The organism is Shinella yambaruensis (assembly GCF_050859155.1).
GTDB lineage: Bacteria > Pseudomonadota > Alphaproteobacteria > Rhizobiales > Rhizobiaceae > Shinella > Shinella yambaruensis.
In genome coordinates this window covers 131,921-152,549 of sequence record NZ_CP150639.1, presented here as the reverse complement: position 1 = coordinate 152,549, position 20,629 = coordinate 131,921, and the positions used below count along the sequence as shown (strand labels likewise).

General features: G+C 67.0%; 19 protein-coding genes. 4 read left to right on the top strand and 15 right to left on the bottom strand.

From position 1 onward, the window contains the following. The first annotated feature begins 5 nt into the window (after positions 1-5). From WMC41_RS23120 to WMC41_RS23110, 3 genes are all read left to right on the top strand, one after another. A complete protein-coding gene (locus WMC41_RS23120) occupies positions 6-1,112 on the top strand; it encodes an ABC transporter substrate-binding protein (RefSeq protein ID WP_432349040.1) in 1,107 nt (368 codons plus the stop codon). Positions 1,113-1,140: 28 nt separating this feature from the next. Continuing rightward, positions 1,141-2,247, top strand: a complete 1,107-nt coding sequence (locus WMC41_RS23115; RefSeq protein ID WP_432349038.1) for a DUF2218 domain-containing protein — start codon at positions 1,141-1,143, stop codon at positions 2,245-2,247. Between the two features lie 117 nt (positions 2,248-2,364). Beyond that, the gene (locus WMC41_RS23110) at positions 2,365-3,063 is read left to right on the top strand and encodes a methyltransferase family protein (protein WP_432349037.1); all 699 of its coding nucleotides are present in this window, start codon (positions 2,365-2,367) and stop codon (positions 3,061-3,063) included. A gap of 28 nt (positions 3,064-3,091) precedes the next feature. Here the strand turns inward: WMC41_RS23110 and WMC41_RS23105 are convergent, their stop codons facing one another. The 11 genes from WMC41_RS23105 to WMC41_RS23055 all read right to left on the bottom strand — a co-directional run bounded on the left by WMC41_RS23105 (position 3,092) and on the right by WMC41_RS23055 (position 14,411). Continuing rightward, positions 3,092-3,865 (bottom strand): TSUP family transporter, encoded by a 774-nt coding sequence (locus tag WMC41_RS23105; RefSeq protein WP_432349036.1) that lies wholly within the window; start codon positions 3,863-3,865, stop codon positions 3,092-3,094. Then, entirely contained in the window at positions 3,862-5,031 is a 1,170-nt protein-coding gene (locus WMC41_RS23100; RefSeq protein ID WP_432349035.1) for a mandelate racemase/muconate lactonizing enzyme family protein, read from the bottom strand. Before WMC41_RS23100 ends, WMC41_RS23105 begins: the two co-directional genes overlap by 4 nt. Before the next feature lie 7 nt (positions 5,032-5,038). Then, entirely contained in the window at positions 5,039-5,773 is a 735-nt protein-coding gene (locus WMC41_RS23095) for an SDR family NAD(P)-dependent oxidoreductase (RefSeq protein WP_432349352.1), read from the bottom strand. A gap of 8 nt (positions 5,774-5,781) precedes the next feature. Next, positions 5,782-7,260: an NAD-dependent succinate-semialdehyde dehydrogenase gene (locus tag WMC41_RS23090; protein WP_432349034.1), complete on the bottom strand. Its 1,479-nt coding sequence runs from the start codon at positions 7,258-7,260 to the stop codon at positions 5,782-5,784. Positions 7,261-7,287: 27 nt separating this feature from the next. Beyond that, positions 7,288-8,334, bottom strand: a complete 1,047-nt coding sequence (locus tag WMC41_RS23085; protein WP_432349032.1) for a tagatose 1,6-diphosphate aldolase — start codon at positions 8,332-8,334, stop codon at positions 7,288-7,290. Between the two features lie 11 nt (positions 8,335-8,345). Then, on the bottom strand, positions 8,346-9,257 hold the full coding sequence (locus WMC41_RS23080; protein ID WP_432349031.1) for a sugar kinase: 912 nt from the start codon (positions 9,255-9,257) through the stop codon (positions 8,346-8,348). Next, positions 9,254-10,330, bottom strand: a complete 1,077-nt coding sequence (locus WMC41_RS23075; protein WP_432349029.1) for an ABC transporter ATP-binding protein — start codon at positions 10,328-10,330, stop codon at positions 9,254-9,256. Before WMC41_RS23075 ends, WMC41_RS23080 begins: the two co-directional genes overlap by 4 nt. A gap of 4 nt (positions 10,331-10,334) precedes the next feature. Continuing rightward, positions 10,335-11,333 (bottom strand): alcohol dehydrogenase catalytic domain-containing protein, encoded by a 999-nt coding sequence (locus WMC41_RS23070; protein ID WP_432349027.1) that lies wholly within the window; start codon positions 11,331-11,333, stop codon positions 10,335-10,337. A gap of 5 nt (positions 11,334-11,338) precedes the next feature. Further along, positions 11,339-12,163: a carbohydrate ABC transporter permease gene (locus WMC41_RS23065; RefSeq protein WP_064333952.1), complete on the bottom strand. Its 825-nt coding sequence runs from the start codon at positions 12,161-12,163 to the stop codon at positions 11,339-11,341. A 10-nt stretch (positions 12,164-12,173) separates the two neighbouring features. After that, entirely contained in the window at positions 12,174-13,049 is an 876-nt protein-coding gene (locus WMC41_RS23060) for a carbohydrate ABC transporter permease (protein WP_432349025.1), read from the bottom strand. A gap of 69 nt (positions 13,050-13,118) precedes the next feature. Then, entirely contained in the window at positions 13,119-14,411 is a 1,293-nt protein-coding gene (locus WMC41_RS23055; RefSeq protein ID WP_244766279.1) for an ABC transporter substrate-binding protein, read from the bottom strand. Positions 14,412-14,621: 210 nt separating this feature from the next. On the opposite strand from WMC41_RS23055, the gene WMC41_RS23050 reads away from it, so the two are divergent. Beyond that, the gene (locus WMC41_RS23050; protein ID WP_244766278.1) at positions 14,622-15,650 is read left to right on the top strand and encodes a LacI family DNA-binding transcriptional regulator; all 1,029 of its coding nucleotides are present in this window, start codon (positions 14,622-14,624) and stop codon (positions 15,648-15,650) included. Positions 15,651-15,856: 206 nt separating this feature from the next. Here the strand turns inward: WMC41_RS23050 and WMC41_RS23045 are convergent, their stop codons facing one another. The 4 genes from WMC41_RS23045 to WMC41_RS23030 are packed head-to-tail and all read right to left on the bottom strand — an operon-like array spanning position 15,857 to position 20,627. Then, positions 15,857-16,972, bottom strand: a complete 1,116-nt coding sequence (locus WMC41_RS23045) for an ABC transporter substrate-binding protein (protein ID WP_244766277.1) — start codon at positions 16,970-16,972, stop codon at positions 15,857-15,859. 59 nt (positions 16,973-17,031) lie between these two features. After that, a complete protein-coding gene (locus tag WMC41_RS23040) occupies positions 17,032-17,562 on the bottom strand; it encodes a hypothetical protein (RefSeq protein ID WP_432349022.1) in 531 nt (176 codons plus the stop codon). Next, positions 17,555-20,362, bottom strand: coding sequence for a 2Fe-2S iron-sulfur cluster-binding protein (locus WMC41_RS23035; protein WP_432349020.1), 2,808 nt, complete (start codon positions 20,360-20,362; stop codon positions 17,555-17,557). The genes WMC41_RS23040 and WMC41_RS23035 overlap by 8 nt, the downstream gene beginning before the upstream one ends. Beyond that, complete coding sequence (locus tag WMC41_RS23030; RefSeq protein ID WP_272807649.1) at positions 20,343-20,627, bottom strand: sarcosine oxidase subunit delta; 285 nt, start codon at positions 20,625-20,627, stop codon at positions 20,343-20,345. The genes WMC41_RS23035 and WMC41_RS23030 overlap by 20 nt, the downstream gene beginning before the upstream one ends. Positions 20,628-20,629: the final 2 nt, after the last annotated feature.

Genomic DNA, 20,629 nt, shown 5'->3' with positions numbered 1-20,629 from the left:
TGCGGATGAACCGAAGACGCTTCCTGACGCTTGCCGCCGCAGCCCTCTCCGGGCCGGCTCTCGGTGCCGGTCCGCGGGCGATCACGGTAACGGACATGGCAGGACGCACGGTGGAGCTTGCGGCGCCACCGCAACGCATCGTGCTTCTGGAGGCGCGCGACATCCTCACCATGTCCATGCTGCATCCCGACCCGGCACGGCTCGTCGTCGGCTGGGCCGCGGTCGAGCGCATGGACAGTGACGATCTCCATTCCGCCTACAGCACGGGTTTCGACATAGCCCTGGTCGGCCGGCAGACGCCGGAAACCGTCTCGCTGGAGGGTCTGATATCCCTGCAACCCGATCTCGTCGTCGCCACCGCCTACATGGCGCCGGGAAACGGCGCCGACGCCCTGTCCGAACGGCTTGCGGAGCTTGGCATTCCCGTCCTGTTCAGCAGCAGCTTCAGCAATGACGCGGCAGGTGAGGCGCCCTCGCCGCTCGAGGAACTGCCGCGTCTGATGCACATGTGGGGCGCGATCCTGAACCGCCGCCGGGAGGCCTCGGCCTTCCTGACCTTCCATGAGCAGAAAATCGAGCGGCTGCAAAAACGCCTGGCGGGCGTGGCGCCGCGCAAGACCTATTTCGAAATCGGCTCGCTCTACGATGATTGTTGCTGGGCCGTCGGCCAGGACATCTGGGGCACGCTTCTTGAAGCGGCCGGCGGCCGCGGGCTTGATGCCGCGTCCTCCCCGTGGGCCGCCAAGATCCAGCTCGAACAGCTGCTCGCGGAAGGCGCCGACGTCTACATCGCGACGGGCGGCGGCTATGCGAACGCCACGAGACCCGCGATCGGCCCCGGCCTTCCCGAAGCCGAAGCGCGCGCCGGGCTGGAGCGCCTCACCGGACGGCCCGGCTTTCACCTCTTGAAGGCTGTAGAGCACAAGCAGGTGCATGGCATCTGGACGGGGCTGATCACCGCCCAGCCGCTCAACCTCCTCTTCCTGGAAGTCGCCGCCAAATGGCTGCATCCCGACCGCTGCCACGATATCGATCCGCACGAAACATTGGCGGAATTGAACCGGCACTTCCTGGCAAGACCGATCGCCGGCCCGTGCTGGGTCAGCCTCTGACATCCCCGGAAATCCCAGGAATTTGGCCATGCCGAGCCTAAAGGCGCACACCACGATCACATTTTCCGATCTGACGCGATATCTGGACAATATCCTCATCTTGCTCGGCGATCACGACATGCAGGTTCGTTTCGCGGACGGCATCCATGTCGCGACGTCGCCCTATGGCACCGTTCGCGTGCGGCCCGCCGGCCAGATGCTCCACATTGCGGTGGAAGCCGAGAATGGCGCCTCCCTCAACCGCCTGAAGAACGCCCTTACCGGCCTCGTCGATTTCGTCGCGCGGGCCGAGGACCCCGACATCGTCTGGACCGGCGACAAGGCCGGCGACACATGGCCGCCGGACTTTCGGGTCCTGACGGTGCGCGCCGTGCGCGACCTGACACCGCGGATGCGCCGCATCCGCTTCGCCGGGGAAAATCTCGCTCACTACGACGTGCCCGATCAGATCCATTGTCGCCTGCTGTTCCAGCCGCATGGCGAGCCGAACCCCGAATGGCCGAGGCTCGGCGACAACGGGCGGCTGGTCTGGCCGAAGGGCGGACAACAGCTCGCGTCGCGCATCTACACGATGCGGACCGTCGATGCGGCAACGGGAATGCTGGAGGTCGACTTCTATCTGCACGATGCCGGCGGTGCCGGCGTCGAATGGGCCCGCAAGGCGGCACCGGGCGTGCTCGTCGGCCTGCTCGGCCCGGGCGCTCACGGGCCCAAGCCCGCGAGATGGAACGTCTATGTCGGCGACGAGACGGGCCTGCCGGGCATAGCCCGCATGATCGAGGCGTTGCCGCGGGATGCGAAGGGCGTCGCTCTCATCGAGGTGGCCGAACAGGCCGAGGAACAACCGATCGCCGCGCCAGACGGCGTCGACATACGCTGGGTTCACAGGCACGGCCGGCCGCCGGGCACTCCGGATCCCTTGGCGCAGGCGGTTCGATCCCTCGACTGGCCCGCGGACAAGGAAGACACCTTCTTCTGGTGTGGCTGCGAATACTCGACCTTCCGGGAAATCCGTCAGTTCCTGCGCGAGACGGTCAAGCTGCCGAACCACCGGCAGGTCGCCTTCTCCCATTGGCGTCGCGGCCTGAGCAATGATGAAATCATCGAGGCCGGCGGCGATGTCGTCGCCGGTTGATGCCCGCACACTATGCGCCCCCCGCGCTTACTGCGCCGCTGGCGGCTGGCGCGCGATACGGATAAGGTATGACGCTCACGGTTCGACGGTTGGGGCGCGAAACCAGGAGGCCGACGGATGCCTGTCACCGAACCCGACCCCATGTCACGAACGAAGGCCGGCGCCTATGCGATAGGCCTGCCTGCGGCGCTGCTGGCTTTGGTCTTCCTGCCGGCCGGGCGCCTCGGCTGGATGCCCGGCTGGATCTTCATCGGCTTCCTCGTCGCCGCCTTCGCGGTCTCGGCCCTGATCCTGCAGCGCGTCAACCCGGCGATCTATCGGGCTCGCAGCCGCTTCCAGCCAGGAACGGAACGCTGGGACCGGATCTTGCTGTTGCTGATGCTGCCGGCGATGGTGGCCGAAGTGCCGCTCGCCACGCTGGATGCCGGCAGGATGTCCTGGTCGAGCGTGCCCCCGGCCTTTATCGTCCTCGGCTACGCGCTTCTCGCCGCCGGCATCGCCATCACCACCTGGGCGCAAGGGGTCAACCGCTTCTTCGAGCCTGGCGTGCGTCTTCAACGCGAACGCGGCCAGCGCGTCATCACCTCCGGCCCCTATGCCTTCGTCCGTCATCCCGGCTATGTCGGCGCGCTGATGATGTTCGCCGGCCTGCCGCCGGCGCTCGGTTCCTGGTGGGCGCTCGTGCCGGCGGCGGTCGCCGGTACGGTGCTTGTCCTGCGCACGCATTGGGAGGACGCCCTTCTCCAATCCGGGCTGGAGGGCTATGCCGACTATGCGCGCCGCGTCCGGTTCCGGCTCGTTCCGGGCGTCTGGTAGCTCTGCACCGGCGGAGGCGGATGGCGCGTCATGCGCGCGCCGGAACGGCCCCCAGGATCACGGGCGCGATCAGGGAGACGCCGGACAGCAACAGCAGCACGAAGGCTGCGAAACGGAGCGTGCGCGCAGAAAGCGCCGGGGGCCAGCGGCGCGCCAGATAGGTCGAAACCAGGACGGCCGGCAGGCCGGCAAGCGCCCATAAAAGCGCGTGATGCTGCCAGTCGCCGGCTGCGGCGACGAGGCCGAGACGGAACACCGAGTTGAGCGCGAAGATCGCCACGAGCGTCTCGCGGACGACCCGATGCGGCAGAGGCTGGCGGTAGAACTGGAAGACCAGCGGCGGCCCGGCGGTGGAGAAGAGCCCGCCCATCAGGCCGCCAAGCGCACCGAAGAACAGGAAGGCAGGCCCGCCCGACTGCTGCGCCAGCGGCGACGGCCGCCGGATCAGCTGGAGGCTCGACACGATGATGGCGAACCCGAGAATGAGGCGCAGCGCCGACAGCGACGAGGCCGCCAGAAGTGTCAGCACCCCGTAGCCGGCGGCGACCATCGGCAGGGCGCCGGCAAGCGACAGAAGGAACGGTTTCACGGCGATATCCCGCCAGCCCCGCGCCAGCACCATCACGGCATTGGCGAGCGTCAGCAGGCTGACGACGATGGCGGCTTCCGGCAGCGGGACAAAGTCCGTCAGCGCCAGGGCGCCCATCAGCAACAGGCCGAAGGCGAAACCCGTCAGGGTCTGCACATAGGCCGCCACGAAGGCGAGCGCGGCGAAGACGGCAAGTTCGCTCGTGCCGATCATGCCGCGGGGCCGGACGCCAGGAAGAGGGTGCGGAAGGGTTCGAGCCGATCGAGATCCGGCACCGTTCCGAGGCCCGGCCCTTGCGGCAGCACGACGACGCCCTCCTCCACCACGGGCCATGCGGGCGCGACCGCGTCGCGCAGCGGATTCGGATTGACGTCGATTTCGAGCAGCCCGTCCCCGCCGGCTGCCGCCAGGACATGCGCCGAGGCGGCAAGGCCGATGCCGGCGCCGAGGAAATGCGGGCAGTAGCGCCGGCCTGCGGCGATTGCGGCCCGGGCCACCGCGCGGCAGCCTGTCGGTCCGCCCCATTTTGCCGCATCGGGCTGGATGACGGAGAGGTGGCCGGCGCCGATTGCCGACCGGAAGGCCCGCAGGCCGGCAAGGTTCTCCCCTCCGGCCAGCGGCGTTGCGGTCAGCCGCGCAAGCTCGCCCCAGACGGCCGGGCCGGCATCCACACGCACGGGCTCCTCCACCCAGCCGAGCCCGAGATCGGCCGTCGCCGACAGGAAGTCTCGCGCCGCTTCCGGGGAAAACGCCTGGTTGGCGTCCGCATGCAGCGTTTCCCCGGGCTGCAGGCTCCCGGCGAGCGCCCGGATCAGCGCCAGGTCTCGATCGAAGTCGAAACCGACCTTGACCTTGAAGTCGCGGTAGCCGGCCGCGCGGGATTGCGCCACGACCTTTTCGGCGTCGCGGATATGAATGCCGCTGGCATAGGCGCGCACCGCGCCCGCCGCATCGGGCGACAGCGCCACGGCAAGCGGCACGCCGCGGCGGCGGGCAGCGAGGTCCCAATAGGCCATGTCGAAGCCGGCGATCACCTGCGCATAGGGGCCGGCCTCCCCGGTCTGCAGCACGAGTATGTGCGTTGTCGCGGTCAATTCCTTCCAAAGATCCGCGGGATCGGGCAGCGGCCTGTCGAGGATGCGCGGCGCGATATCCGAGACAAGGAGGCGGGCACGATGCTCCGCGCCGCAGGCCGGCCAGTTGCACCAGATCTCTCCCCAGCCGATCAGGCCCGCATCATCCTCCAGCCGCACCAGCACGGCCGGCCGGTCCCTCATCGTGCCGAAGGACGTCGAGACAGGCTTTTCGAGCGGCACGCGGAAGACATGCGCCTCGACGGACCTGATCACAGGGGAACGGGTGGACCCTGCCTTGCTCATGGCATCCTCACCCCGCAAGGAAGCCGCCGTCGACGGCATAGACCGTACCGGTGGCATAGCGTGCAGCCGGCATGGTGAGGAAAACCACGGCGCCCGCCACTTCCTCCGGCTGGCCCCAGCGCTTCAGCGCCGTGCGCGCGGCGATCCGGTCGCGATGCGCGATGTCCTTGCGCCCCTCGCTGTTGATCGCCGTCTCGATATAGCCGGGCGCGACGGCGTTGACCCGGATCCCTTCCTCCGCCCAGGCAAGCGCGAGGGCCTTGGTCAGCATCACGACGCCGCCCTTGCTGGCACAATAGGCCGGAAGGCGGGGCAAGGCGGCAAAGGCGTTCATGGAGGCGATGTTGACGATCGAGCCGCGGCTTGCGGCAAGATGCGGGCGAAAGGCCGTGGAGGTCCGGAAGGTGCCGGTCAGGTTGACGTCGAGCACGCGCTGGAAGGTCTCTATCCGGAACTCCTCGTCGCGGGCGAGGATGCCCGCGCAATTGACGAGCGCATCGACCCGCTCGAAGCGGGCGGCGAACGCCGCCACGGCCTCGTCGGAGGTGACGTCCAGGACGTCGAGATCGACGGCCTGAAGGCGCGACAGGGCGGAGCGGTCGAGCGCGGCGCGGTCGTGGCCGGTCGCCACGACCTTCGCGCCGCGGGCGTGGAACAGCGCGGCAATCGCCGAGCCGATATCCCCCGCGCCGCCGACAACGACGACCTGGAAGCCGGGCGGAAAGGCAAAAGGATCCGTCATCTCGCCCATCAGATGCCTGCCACGGCGACATATTTCAGCTCGAGGAAACCCTCGATGCCGTAGGAGGAGCCTTCCCGCCCCATGCCCGACTGCTTGACGCCGCCGAACGGTGCCATCTCGTTGGCCAGCATGCCGGTGTTGACGCCGACCATGCCCGCCTCCAGCGCTTCGGCGACCCGCCAGACGCGGCCGAGGTCACGCGCGTAGAAATAGGAGGCGAGACCGAACTCGCTGTCGTTCGCCATGGCGATGACCTCGTCCTCGTCGCGGAAGGTGATGATGGGGGCGAGCGGCGCGAAGGTCTCCTCCTTCGCCACCTTCATGTCCTGCGTGATGCCGCTCATGACGGTCGGCTCGAAGAAGGTGCCGCCGAGCGCGCTGCGCTTGCCGCCGACGAGAATCCTGCCGCCCTTGGCAAGCGCATCGCTGACATGCTCCTCCATCTTGGCAACGGCCCTGTCGTCGATCAGCGGCCCCTGGCTGACGCCCGCCTGCGTGCCGCGGCCGAGCGTGATCGCCGAGACCTTTTCCAGAAGCCTGGCGGTGAACGCCTCCGCGACGGTGTCCTGGACATAGATGCGGTTGGCGCACACGCAGGTCTGGCCGGCATTGCGGAACTTGGAGATCATCGCCCCCTCGACCGCCGCGTCTATGTCGGCGTCTTCGAACACGATGAAGGGCGCATTGCCGCCAAGCTCGAGCGACAGGCGCTTGATGCCGTCCGCCGCCTCCTTCATCAGCCAGCGCCCGACGCCGGTCGAGCCCGTGAAGGTGATCTTCGCGACCTTCGGATTGTGGCAGAACTCCATGCCGATCGGCCTTGCCTCGCCGGTAATGACGGAAAAGACCCCCGCCGGCACGCCCGCACGCTCCGCCAGAACGGCGAGCGCGAAGGCCGAGAGCGGCGTCTGGGCGGCTGGCTTCAGGATCATGGAGCATCCGGCGGCAAGGGCGGGCCCTGCCTTGCGCGTGATCATCCCGTTCGGGAAGTTCCAGGGCGTTATGGCCGCGCAGACACCCACGGGCTGCTTGAGCACCATGATGCGCTGGTTGCGGTTCGGGCCGGGAATGATGTCGCCGTCGATGCGCTTGGCCTCTTCCCCGAACCATTCGAGATAGGCGGCATTGGAGATGATCTCGCCCCTCGCCTCGCCGAGGGGCTTGCCCTGCTCGGCGGTGAGGATCTGGGCGAGGTCGTCCGCATTTTCGACGATGAGCTCGTACCAGCGCCGCAGGACGGCGGCTCGCTCCTTGGCGGACCGCCGTGCCCATTCGACCTGCGCGAGGGTTGCCGCGTCGATCGCCTGGCGAACCACCTCCACGCCGAGATCCGGGACACGGGCGATGACCGATCCGTCGAACGGGTCCGTGACCGTGATGGTCCTGCCGTCCACCGCGCCCAGCCAGCGGCCGGCCACATAGGCCTTGTCGGTCAGGAGGGACCGGTCCTTCAGGGCCGGCACCGGCTGTGTCGATCGATCGTCCATGGTCGTTCCTTCCGTCAATGGCCCGTGTCAGGCAGCGGCATAGCTCTTGGCGAAGTCGCCTTCATTGTGGATTTCCTGGAAGGCGGGCGCCGGGGGGGTCCAGCGCGGGGCCTTGGCGGCGGTGAGCGCGCTCAGGCGTTCCACCACGGCCACGCCTTCCTCCGTAAGCGCCCTGGCGACGGCAGCGGTATCCGGGAAATGCGAGCGGATCGCATTGAGCCAGATGGTGCGGCCTGCCAGGAACCCGCCGGCGCCGGCGGCATAGGCATAGTCGAGCACGCGTTCGAACTTTTCCGTCGCCGCGCCGCCCGACAGCAGCACCCACGGAATGCCCGCATCGGCGCAGATCCTGCCGATCGCATCGAATTCCCGCTGGGCGGCAAGGGCAGCCGCGCTGCCGTCACGCGGCGGCAGGCTGTTTGCGGCAAGCGGGCTTTCGAGCTTCAGGAGATCGACGCCGTATTCGGGCTTTGCGAATTCGCGCACGCTCTCGATCACGAGTTCCGGCAGCTTGGTCGGCGATTCGACATAGTCCGCCGTATGGCCCGCGGTGCCGAGGAACGGGAACACGAGCAGTTCGAGCACATAGGCGATGTCGTGGCGACGGCAATCCTCGCCGATCTTGCGCACGAACGCCTTCTGGTGCTCCAGAACGTCGGCCGAGGCGTCCGGCCGGTACCATGCGAGCACCTTGACCGCATCGCCGCCGAGACGGCGGATCTTCTCGACGCTCCAGTCGGCGATGACCTTGGACTTGCGGCCGCCCTCGGTCTCCTCGGTGCGGTGATCCTCCAGGGTGACGATCAGGCCGCAGTCCGGCGGCAGCACGTCGATGGCGGCGGGAATGGCATAGTTCGGATCGAACAGCATGGAGCTGCAATGCGGGGCGAGATTTTCGACCAGAAGCCGCTTTGCCGTGATCATGTCGGAGAAGGTGACGTCCGACTTGTCGATGCCGCGCGCCGCCGCAAGCGCTTCGAAGAGCGGCGGACGCTGGTCGAGCGCCACCATGCAGAAGTGGCCGTCCTTGTTGGCGAGACGGGCAAGGCCGCGGGTTTTTCCGAGTGTGAGCATGACGTTTCCTTTCAGGATGACTTCAGATCGTCGAGGGAGGGAATGGCGGCACGGCCGCCGGGCCGTGTGCATTTCAGGGCAGCGACCGCGCTGGCGAAGGCGAGTGCATCGGCAATGCCGAGGTTCGCCCCGATCGCGAAGGCATAGGCACCGTGGAAGACATCGCCGGCGGCCGTGGTGTCGACGGCATGGACGGCCGGTGCCGGCATGTCGTGCCTGCCGGAGGCGTCCTGCCAGACGAGGCCATCGCCACCGCGGGTGACCGCGACCATGCGGCAGCCGAAGCCCGCCGCCAGCGCCAGCGCCGCGTCCATGTCCTCTCCGCCGAAGCCGCGCAGGCCCGGCTCGGAGAAGACGGCGTGGTCGGTCAACGGAAGCAGGCGTTCGAAGATATCGGCGTCGGCGACGTCACCGTCGAGAACCGTCGGGATGCCGCGGCGCCGCGCCGCGGTGAAAAGCGCCTCCGCGCCCTCCGGCCAGCGCGGATCCGCCAGCACGCAATCGGCAGAAAGGCCGGCAAGCGAAAGCCAGGCGGGATCGACCGGATAGCGGCCGCGAAAATTGACGATCTGCCGCTCGCCGCGCGCATCGACGATGACGCCCGAGACGGACGATGCCCCACCCTCGAAGAGCCGGAACTGGCCGATATCGACACCTTCGGCAGCAAAGGCCTCCGCCATGAGGCGGCCTGCATCGTCGTCGCCCGCCCTGCCCCAGAACGAAGCCCGGCCACCAAGCCTTGCGATGGTCACCGCGGCATTCGCCGCCATGCCGCCCGGTTCGGTCAGGTGCTCGCCCGCGCGGATCTTCTCGCTGCCGCCGGTGAACGGCGTCTCCACCCGCCAGATGCGGTCGAGCGCGGACAGCCCGAGGCAGATAACCGCCGGGGCGGCCCCTGCCGGCATGATCGGCGGGCGGTTCATCGGATGGCCTTTCCGTCCACGCTGTCGAAGAGATGCGCCTTGCCGGCCTGCGCGACGAGGCCCAGCCTGTCGCCGACCTTCGGCCTGAGCTCGGGATCGACGCGGGCGACGGTCCTCACCCCGGCAAGGTCGAAATGCGTCAGCGTGTCGGAACCGAGCGGCTCCACCAGGTCGATCACGACGGGAAGCGCGCCTTCCTCACCGCCGACGGGAACGAAATGCTCCGGCCGGATGCCGAGTACCGCCTCGCTCCTGCTGCCGAGCGCCGCTTTCAGCGCGTCCGGCACGGGGGCGGCCAGATGCGGCGCGCCTTCGAAGACGAAGGTCTCGCCCGCGCGCCGGATCGGGAAGAAGTTCATCGCCGGGGAGCCGATGAAGCCGGCGACGAACTGGTTCGCAGGCGTCTCGTAGACCTCCTCCGGCCGGCCGAACTGCTGGATCTCGCCGCCTTTCAGGACCACGATGCGATCCGCCATCGTCATCGCCTCCACCTGGTCGTGGGTGACGAAGATCATCGTGGTCTTCAGCTCCTGCGACAGCGCCTTGATCTCGGTGCGCACCTGGCCGCGCAGCTTGGCGTCGAGGTTGGAGAGAGGCTCGTCGAACAGGAAGACCTTCGGGTCGCGGACGATCGCCCGCCCCATGGCGACACGCTGGCGCTGGCCGCCGGACAGCGCCTTCGGCTTGCGCTCCAGGAAGGGCTCGATATGCAGGAGGCCCGCCGCACGGCGCACGCGCTGGTCGATCTCCGCCTTGCTCATGCCGCGCAGCTCGAGCGCGAAGGCCATATTGTCGTAGACGGTCATGTGCGGATAGAGCGCGTAGTCCTGGAAGACCATGGCGATGTCGCGCTTGGAGGCCGGCACGTCGTTGACCTTCGTCTCGCCGATGAAGAGCTCGCCCGAGGTGCACGGTTCGAGCCCGGCGATGATGCGCAGCAGCGTGGACTTGCCGCAGCCGGACGGCCCGACGAAGACGACGAACTCCTCGTCGGCGATCTCCAGGTCGAGGCCGGGGATGATGGTGAGCTCGCCGAACTTCTTGGCGATGTTCCTGATCGTGATCGAGGCCATGGTGTCACCCAAACGAGAGGACGGGCTTGATGAGCTTGCCTTCGGCGAAGCGGGCGAAATTCTCCGGCAGGTCGTCGAGACCGAAGGCGGCGTCGACGAGCCGGCGATAGCGCTCCTTGTTGGCGCGCAGCAGTTCGACATTCGGCGCGAAGTCGCCGACCGGGAAATAGAAGGTGCGGATCATGTAGAAGTCCTTGCGGCGGAAGATCTTGCCTTCCTCGATGGTCCAGGGCGCGGCGTTCTCCCCGACCAGCATCAGGGCCCCGCGCGGCAGGACCAGCTCTATGCCGAGATTGCGCGCCACATGCGCGCCGGAGCATTCGAAGATCAGCTTGAAGCGCTTGTCGCGCGCGCCGACGGGATGGGCCTTCGCACCGAAGGAAACGGCGATCGCCAGCCGCTCCTCGTTCGGATCGCTGACATGGATATCCTCGTAGCCAAGGCTCGATAGCGCCAGCACCACGCCGAGCCCGACCGGGCCTGCACCGGTCACGAGGACCGGCACAGACCCTTCGGGAGGAACCAGCGGCATGGCGAAGCGAACGGCGTGGGCGGACGTCCCGATCGTGTCGAGCAGCAGCGGGGCGAGGTCGTCCTCGATGTCGTCGGACACCGGCAAGAGGCAGTTCTCGGGCACCGGCACGTATTCCGCATAGCCGCCCGGCCGGTTCCAGCCGATCAGGCTCGATACTTCCAGGCACATCTGCGTGTCGCCCGCGCGGCAGGCATCGCAATGGCCGCAATGCACCGGAATATAGACCGCGCAGCGCTGTCCATGGCGCGGATGGCCCGGCTGTTCGACGACACCGAAGATCTCGTGGCCGGCGGTGAACTCCGCCCCCTTGTACCAGAGCTTGAAGTCCGAGCCGCAAAGCGCGGTGCGCAGCACCTTGACCAGCACCTCGCCCTGCCCGACGGGCGGCAGGTCCTGGGTTTCGATGGTGATCCTGCGGTCGCCGTGGAAGACGGAGGCACGCATGCGGGCATTCTTTCTGTCTGTCATCCTGATCATCCCTTGACGGCACCGAGGGTCAGCCCTGCGACGAGCCAACGCTGGACGAGGATCGCGAGCGCGAGCGGCGGCAGCGCGATGAGCGTGGCGGCCGCCATCAGCGAGCCCCACTGGGTGGAACCTTCGCCGACGAAGTTGAAGGCGGCGGCAATCAGCGTCTTCGTGTCGGAATTCGACAGGATCAGCGAGAAGAGGAAGAAGTTCCACGAGAAGACGAAGGCGAGGATCGAGGCGACCGCGACGCCGGAGCCGACGAGCGGCAGGGCGATCCGCCAGAGAATGCGGGTCACCGAGCAGCCGTCCATCTGCGCCGCCTCGAAGACGCTGCGCGGAATGTTGTCGAAGAAGGGAAGCAGCACCCAGATGACGATCGGCATGGTGATCACCGCATGGCTGAGGATCAGCGCCGTGTAGGAGCCGATCAGCCCGACCTCGCGGAACATGATGTACCAGGGCAGCAGGAACAGCGTGCCCGGCGCCATCCGCGCGGCAAGCGTCAGGACGGCCGGCCAGGTGATGCGCGACCAGGAGACGGCGAAGGCGGCCGGGATGCCGAAGGCAAGGCCAAGCAGCGTCGAGCCGATGGTCACCACGAAGCTGTTGACCGCATAGGACAGGAACGGCGTCGTCTGCCACAGCGTGACGTAGTTCTCGAAGGTCGGCTGGAAGAACAGCGTCGGCGGATAGGCCGTCACCTCGAAGGACGGCTTGAAGGAGGAAAGCACCATCCAGACGGTCGGCGCCAGGATAAGGATACCCGCGACGGTCAGCTGCAGCGTGTTCAGCCAGTGGACCCAGCGGGGGCTCGAATGGTCGTTCATCGTCGTCTCCTTACCAGGCGACCGCGTTGCGCAGGCGGTTGAGCACGAGCACGGCGGCCAGCACGATGGCCGAGAGCGTGATCATGAGCGCGCTGGCATAGCCGATGTTGAAGAACTCGAAGCCGACCCGGAACCCGTAGATGTTGAGCGTGTTCGAGGCATTGCCCGGCCCGCCCTGGGTGGTGATGTAGATGATGTCGAAGAAGCGCAGCAGATCGACGCTCCGCAGCACGGCGGCCGTGACGATGGTCGGCAGCAGCAGCGGCAGGGTGATGCGCCGGAAGATGCGGAACGGAGAGGCGCCGTCGATCTGGGCGGCCTCGTAGACGCTGGGCGGCAGGGACTGCAGCCCGCCGAGAACGATCAGCGCGACATAGGGCGCCCATTGCCAGGTATCGATCAGGGCGATGGTCGGGATCACCCAGGTCGGAGAGGCCAGCCATTCGGAGGCCGGAAGGCCGAGCGACACCAGGATGTAGTTGGCCGCGCCCAGCGACGGATCGAGAATGACGAGCCACATCATGCCGGCCACCACGGGCGGCATCATGAAGGGCGAGATCAGGAGCGAACGCAGGAGGCCGGACAAGCGCTTGGAATGAAACAGCAACATGGCGAGATAGATGCCGGCGACGAGCTGCAGGACCATGGACAGGGCATAGAGCGCGAAGGTGACGTAGAGGCCGTTCCAGAACTCGCCGTCGGCAACGAGCGCCGCATAGTTGGCGCCGCCTGCAAAGCGCGCCTCCCCCGTCGACGAGAACGCGTGGAAGCCGAGCCAGATCGTGTAGACCACCGGAAAGGCGATCATGGCGACGGTGAAGAGGACCGCCGGTGCGGAGAGCGCGGCAAGCTGCCGTCCCTGGCTGTTGGTCGAGCCTGGAATCATTGTCCGGTCCTTCCAGTGGGCGATTGTGTCGGATACCGGGTCCCGCCGAAGCAGGACCCGGCAGATGCGCTACTTGCGGGCGATCAGGCCGTCGAGCGCGCTGTCGGCGGCGGCGCACGCCTCCTCGACCGACCGCTGCCCGAGAAGCACGTCCTGCACGGCCTGGCCGATATAGTCCCGCGATTCCGGATTGGCGATGATGGGGTAGCCGACTTCGGAAGACCCGTCGGACGCCAGCACGCCGAGCGCCGCCTGCCAGCTCGCCCGCACGGGCGCCTCGGCGATCCAGGCCTTGTACTCCTCATCGGCGGCGACGGAGGCGCGCGGCGAGGCGACGCCCTGAAGCGCCAGGCGTTTCTGCATTTCCGGGCTGGAGGCCCACTGTACGAAGTACCAGGCCGCATCCTTCCTGGCGCTGCGGCTGGAAATCGCAAGGCCCCAGCCGATCGCCGTCGGGACGGTTCCCGCCTCGCCGGCCGGCAGCGGAATCACATCCGTATCGTTCAGGCGCTCACCGCCCTCCATGATGGTGCGCAATTCGTTGGAGGATTCGAAGGCCATCGCCGCGCGGCCGCTGCGATAGAGCGCGGAAATCTGGTAGAAGCTGTAGTTCGCCGCGCCGGGCGGCCCGTATTCGCGCATCAGGTCGCCGTACCAGGCGATGGCCTTCTGGCCTGCCGGGGCGCAGAGCGCCGACTTGCCGTCGACGATGTAGGTGCCGCCCATATTGTGCAGGACGTTGCTGAACGTATAGGCGATCGCCGGCTTCAGGCCGCGCGAGGCGAAGGGCGTGACGCTGGCGTCGCATGCCTTGATCTTCTCGGCCGCGGCCCGCACGTCGTCGAGCGAAGCCGGCTTGGCAAGGCCGCATTTCTCGAAGATATCCGTCCGGTAGTAGAGCAGCGGGCCTTCGAGGTTGAGCGGGATGCTGGTCAGCTTGCCATCGAATGTCGCAGCCTTCACGAGAGCGGGGCTCACGCCTGAAAAATCGTATTCCGGAGCCACCGAGCCCTGCGTATAGGCCGAAAGGTCGGCATACCAGCCGGAGGCCGCGAACTGCTGCCCTTCGCGGGAGGCGAGGGTCATGAACACATCGATCTCGTCGCTGCCGGAGTTGAGCACCGTGACGAGGCGCTGGCGCATCTGCTGCTCCTGGTAGGAGTCGACCCGCAGGTTGATCCCGGTCAGCGCGGTGAATTCATCCTTGTAGGACAAGACCGCCTGGGACCAGGGATTGTTGTTGGCCAGGAATGAAACCGTTTCACCTTCATGCGCCTTCCAGTCGAAGGCAAAGGCGGAGGTCGCCGTTCCGGCCAGGAGCACAGACAGGACAACAGCAGGGATAGAACGATTTTTCAGCATATCTTCCTCCACAAGGCCGCTCTCCAGCGGCAGACCGAGCGCTTCTCCCGAGCGCAATTTCTATGTAACCGGTTACATATTATGTTGCGGGCATGGCTGTCAACACTCGACTGGCATGAAAATAATGCTGCATTGCAAGGCTATTTCCATTTGACATTCGCAAGCTGATCGTCACACAACAATGTAACGTTACATAATCCAGGCGGCTGCATGACCAGTGAGAAGGAAAAGACAGGCATCCGGGCGGTCGCGAAGCTTTCGGGCGTCTCGACGGCAACGGTCTCGCGCGCCCTCAACAATCCGCAGAGCGTGAGCGAAGACCTGCGCGCCCGCATCCAGCGGGTGATAGACGAGACAGGCTACGTGCCGCACGGCATGGCACGGGCTTTGTCCAGCAACAGGACGCGCACGATCGGCGCCATTATCCCCACCATCGACAATGCCATGTTCGCCCGCGGGATCGAATCACTGCAGAAGTTCCTCTCCTCACGCGGCTACATGCTCATTCTCTCGACGAACGGCTACGACATCGATGTGGAGCTGGAGCAGGCACGCAACCTGATCAGCCGCGGCGTCGACGGGCTCATCCTGCGCGGCGACTGTCACCATCAGGCGCTGCGCGACCTGCTGGCGGCCCGCGACGTGCCCTTCATCAATGTCGGCATCTACAATCCGAGCCAGCCGCATCCGAGCATCGGCGTCGACAACGAGGCGGCCGCGCACCGCGCCATGATGCATCTCATCGAGATCGGCCACCGCCGCATCGGCGTGGTCAGCGCGCTCCAGCGCAACAACGACCGCGCCAGCGCGCGAATAAGGGGGTTCCGCCGTGCCCTTGCCGAACACGGGCTGGACCTGCCGGAGGCGTGGCACGTCGAGGTGCGCTACACGCTGGACGATGCGCGGGAAGCCGCGCGGCAGATCCTCATGGGCTCGAGCGTCCCGACGGCCATCGCCTGCGGCAATGACGTGCTCGCCTACGGCGTCATGCTGGAAGCGGAGCGCAGGGGCCTGAAGATCCCCGCCGACCTTTCGGTCGTCGGCTTCGACGACCTCGAATGGAGCCGCCACCTGCGCCCCGCCTTGACGACGCTCCACGTTCCGACGGACCTGACCTGGAAGGGCGCCGGCGAATATATCCTCGCCCGCCTCGACGGCCACAAGGTTCCCACGCACTACGAGGTGGATTACGCGCTCGTCGTGCGCGAATCGACCGCCCCGCCGGCGAGCACCGCATAGGGTTGCTGACGGGAGCCCCCCGTATCCGGCATGTTCCGGAACGCGCGCAAATGTATCGAAACGTAGCGGCCCGACGTCGCCGTGCTTTTCAGGGCAGCACGATCTCGGCGGCAAGCCCGCCGCCTGGGCGGTTGGAGAGAGCCGGCAGGACCATATGGCGTGAGGTGGAAAGCCCAGCACATGGCCGGGCTTTCCGTTTTCGCCTCTTACTTCGCGATCGGCGCGTAGCTGCCGTTGCTCCAGCGGTTGATGTCGTAGCTGGCGTCCTTCAGGTCGCCCTTCTCGTCGAAGGTAACGGTTCCGACGACCGTGTCGATCGGCTGGCCGTTCTTCAGTGCTTCGGCAACCTTGGCCGGATCATCCGAGCCGGCGCGCTCGATGCCCTGCGCGAAGGCCTGGATCACGGCATAGGAGAAGAGCGTGAAGCCTTCCGGCTTGAAGCCGCCGGCCTGGATCTTCTCGACGGCCTCCTTCGCCTCGGGCTTGGCCTGCGGATCGGACGGGAAGACGAACATCGTGCCTTCGCCGGCGGGACCGGCGACCTGCCAGAATTCCGGCGAGGCGATGGAATCGGGCATGATCAGCTGGAACTTGTAGTCCTGCTCGGCGGCCTGGCGCAGGATGAGGCCCGCCTCCGGGTGATAGCCGCCGAAATAGACGACATCCACCTTGGCATCCTTCAACTTCGTCACGAGCGCGTTATAGTCCTTCTCGCCGGCATTGATGCCTTCGGAAAGCACCTCGTTGAGGCCGTTTGCGTTCATCGTCGTGCGCACCGCGTCGGCGACGCCCTGGCCGTAGGCCGTCTTGTCATGCAGCACCGCGACATTCTTGCCGGCATATTCCTTGGCGATCCAAGGGCCGATGAAGGCCCCCTGTGCGTCGTCGCGCGTGTAGAGGCGCATGATGTTCGTCCAGCCCTTGGCGGCGGCATCGTCCGTCATGACCGGGTTCGACGAGGCCGGGCTCATCATCAGCGTGCCGTTTTCGGCATAGACCGCCGAGGCCGGTATGCTCGAGCCGGAGCAGGCATGGCCATCGACGAACCGGATTCCGCTTGCGGCAATGCGGTTGGCGACGGAGACGGCCTGCTTCGGATCGCACTGGTCGTCCTCGAACTGCAGCTTGATCTGGCGTCCCATCACGCCGCCCTTGGCGTTGATGGCATCGGCCGCCGCCTGCGCGCCCTGCTTGAACTGGTCGCCGATCGTGGCGAGCGGACCGGTCAGCGGACCGGCGACGGCGAAGGTCAGGTCTTCCGCCTGCGCGGCGGTGCCCATGAGCAGGCCGAGCGCCGTGCCGAGGATCAGGATTTTTCGCATTGTCTCAACTCCCTTTTGTGCCCGCACCAGCGCGGGTCGCTCCTTCCAGAAATGAAGTTTTATGCTTGCAGAAAGAGTGGCTGGCATTCGAACCACTCCCAGAGGTAGGCGGCAAGCCCCCTGTCGACATGGATGCGCAGCGTTTCGGCGTCGGCGTGCCGGTACACCGTCCCCGTCACCCCGCCGAACGGCATCGCAGCACAGGGTCCCGGATTGTCCGGATCGATCGTCGTCGCCCGGGCGAGGAGATCGCGGATGCCCTCTCCCTTCGCCTCGAAGACACGCAAGGCGGAATCGACGCTCGAGACCGCATAGCCCTCCTCATGCCATCCGTCGGGCAGATCGGCGGATGAAAGCCCGATGACGAGCAGCCGGTCGCGGGCAACACGCACCGCATAGCGCGCGCCGAGGGCAAGCCCAAGCGCGCCGACATCCTCGCCGAGGCCGTAGCGGGCGAGGAAGCGCCCGGCATCGCCGCTGACGAGGCGCTGAGTCACCCCGATGATCGCCCCGACCTCGATGGTCCGGCCCTTCAGGCGGGCGTTCGCCCAATCCGGCTCGGGCCGCCATTTGCGCGCGACATCATGCATGGAGACGCGCTCCTTCCTCGTCGAAAGCACAGGACGGGACGATGCGCGCTTGCCTCACGTCTCTGAGGTGCTGCAGCTCGATGATGTCGCCCATGCGGGAAAGGCCACGTTCAATCAGTCCGAGCGCGATCGGCTTTCGCAGCGCCGGGCTGAAATAGCTGGACGTGACATAGCCGAGGCTGCGCGTGGCACCGGCCTTGCGCTCGATGCCGTGCGCCCCCGTCGGCAGCACGCCCTTGCCGTCAACCGCTTCGAGCCCGACGAACTGGCGGCGGTCCGGCGCGGCCGCATCCTCCGTGATCAGCGAGCGACGGCCGATGAACGCGACCTTCTTGCGCTCCAGCGGCGCGGTCAGGCCGAAATCCATCGGGCGGCTCGTGCCGTCCGTATCCTTGCCGATGACAATATAACCTTTTTCCGCGCGAAGGATCATCAGGGCCTCAAGGCCGAGCAGCGTTGCGCCGCACGCCTCGCCCGCCTGCCGCAGCCGTGCCCAGAGCGCCCGGGCCTGGTCGGCCGATACGGAGATTTCGTAGGAGCGATCGCCGGTGAAGCTGACACGGGCGATCCGCACCGCAATGCCGTCGAACAGGCCGGACACCACGGCCATATGCGGCAATGCCGCATCGTCGAGCGCGATGGAAAGGCCAGCGCTTTCGACAAGCGCCCGCGCCCTCGGGCCTGTGACGGTCAGCGTTGCCATCTCGGCCGTCACATTGTGGATGAAGACGCGCCGCTTGTCGAAACGGTCCTGCCGCCATTCCTCCAGAAGTCCGTGCACGCCCGCCACATGCGAAGACGAGCACGAGACGACGAAGCGGTTCTCATCGAGCCGCATCAGCACGCCGTCATCGTAGATGTTGCCCGCCTCCGTGAGGATGAAGCCGTAGCGGCAACGGCCGGGCGCCAGCGTCGACATGGTGTTGTAATAGATGAAATCGAGGAACGGCGCGGCATCCGGACCCATCACCTCGATCTTGCCGAGCGGGGAACCGTCGAAGAGCGCAACGCCCTCGCGCGCGGCCCGCGCTTCCGCCTGGATGCGCTCCTCCGGTGCACCGGCGCCATAGAAGGCCGGGCGCAACCAGCCGCCATATTCGCGGAACACCGCGCCATCGGCCCGGTGCTGTGCTTCCAGCGGCAGGCGGCGGAGCGGGTTCATGCGCGTGCCGGAGCGGGCACCGGCGAAAGAGGCGAGCGGCACCGGCGTGAAGGGCGGGCGATAGGTCGTCGTGCCGACCTCGGGAATGCGGCGCCCGGTGAGCTCCGCCATCAGCGCAAGTCCGTTGACGTTCGAGGTCTTGCCCTGATCGGTCGCCATGCCGAGCGTGGTGTAGCGCTTGAGGTGTTCGACGGAGACAAAGTTCTCCCGCACGGCCAGTTCCACGTCCTTGGCCGTGACATCGTTCTGGAGGTCGATCCAGACCCGCTCCCTTGCACCGGGCTTCGGCCAGGCTGCAACGATGCGGAAGTCCCGCTCCGACCCTCCCGCAAGCTCGGCCGGAAGGCCGAAATTGCCCGCGGCAGCGCCGACCACCTCCACGCCGTCGACCGCCCGGCCGGGAACAAAGGCGAGGATATCGTCGCGCCAGTCGAGCTTGCCCTGCGCCTGGCAATAGAGATGCACCGTCGGCGTGAAGCCGCCGGAGGCGAGCAGCGCGTCTGCTTCCAGCACCGTGCCGTCGGAAAGCTTGACGGCGGTCACGGCGCTGCGGCCGACCGCGGTCACGACGGCTAGGCCCTTCAGCACGCGCAGCCCGGAGGGCGATGCGGCATCGGCGCGATAGTCGACGACGGTGACATCCGCACCGGCCGCCGCCAAGGCTTCCGCCGTCTCATAGGCAAGCCCGTTGTTCGCTGCGATGACGACCTTGCGGCCCGCGGCAACGCCGAAGCGGCGAAGGTAGACCAACGCGGCCTCGGCGGACATGACGCCCGGCAGGTCGTTGTTGCCGAAGGGCAGTGGCCGTTCGATGGCACCGGCGGCAAGGACGATCGACCCGGCACGGATGCGCCACAACCGGTCCGGCGCGCCGTCCGCGGCTTTCTGGTGGAGGCCGACGAGATGGTGGTCGTAGATGCCGAAAGCCGTGGTCCCGGTCAGGACACGCACGCCGGCCCGTTCCAGCTCCGCGGCGACGTCCGCCGCCCATTCGGCACCGGGTTTTCCCTCGATGGCCGCCGCCCGGAAAAGCAGGCTGCCGCCGACCTGCCGGCCATCGTCGCAGAGCACGACACGTTTGCCGGCGCGGGCCGCCTTGCGCGCGGCAAGCAGGCCGGAAGGCCCTGCGCCGACCACCAGCACGTCGCAATGCTGGTTCACCTGCTCCGCGAAGGCAGGTCCTTTCGTCGCTTCATCCAATGTTCCGAGGCCGGCCATCTGCCGGATCCGCGGCTCGAAGAGATGCCAGTCCGGGAACATGAAGGTCTTGTAGTAGAAGGCGGCCGGGATGAAACGCGAAAAGGCGTCAAGGAAGGCATGGCGATCCTTCTCCGCGTTCGGCTCGGCATTGACGCTGCGCACGACAAGGCCGTCGGCTGCAGGCACCTGCGTGGCGCGCGTGTTCGGCAGGCCGCCGGCAATGTCGACCAGCGCGTTCGGCTCCTCGACGCCCGCGCCCCAGAGGCCCCGCGGCCGGTGATACTTGAAGCTGCGGGCAAGTACGGAAACGCCGCCGGCAAGCAGTGCCGAGGCGACTGTGTCGCCGGCAAAGCCGTCGATCGCCTTGCCGTCGAAGGTGAAGGCAAGGGGACGTGACCGGTCGATGGCCGTGCCGCCTTCAGTGCGCCATGCCGTCATTGCCGCCTCCTTCCCCGAGCGTGACGGACTGCGCCACGCGGTGGTTCACGGTGTCGCGCTCCATGCGGAAGACCTCGCCGCAGGCCATGTGCATCCAGATTTCGCTTGCCGCCCCGCACCGGTTGTTGCGCTCGTAGAGATAAGCGGCCCATACGCCGTCCGTCACATCGCGAAATCCTTCCGGGCGATGGTTGCCGGCTTCACCCGCGAAATGGAACTCGCTCTCGCTTCTCGGACCGCAGAAGGGGCATGGGAAAAGCTGCATGG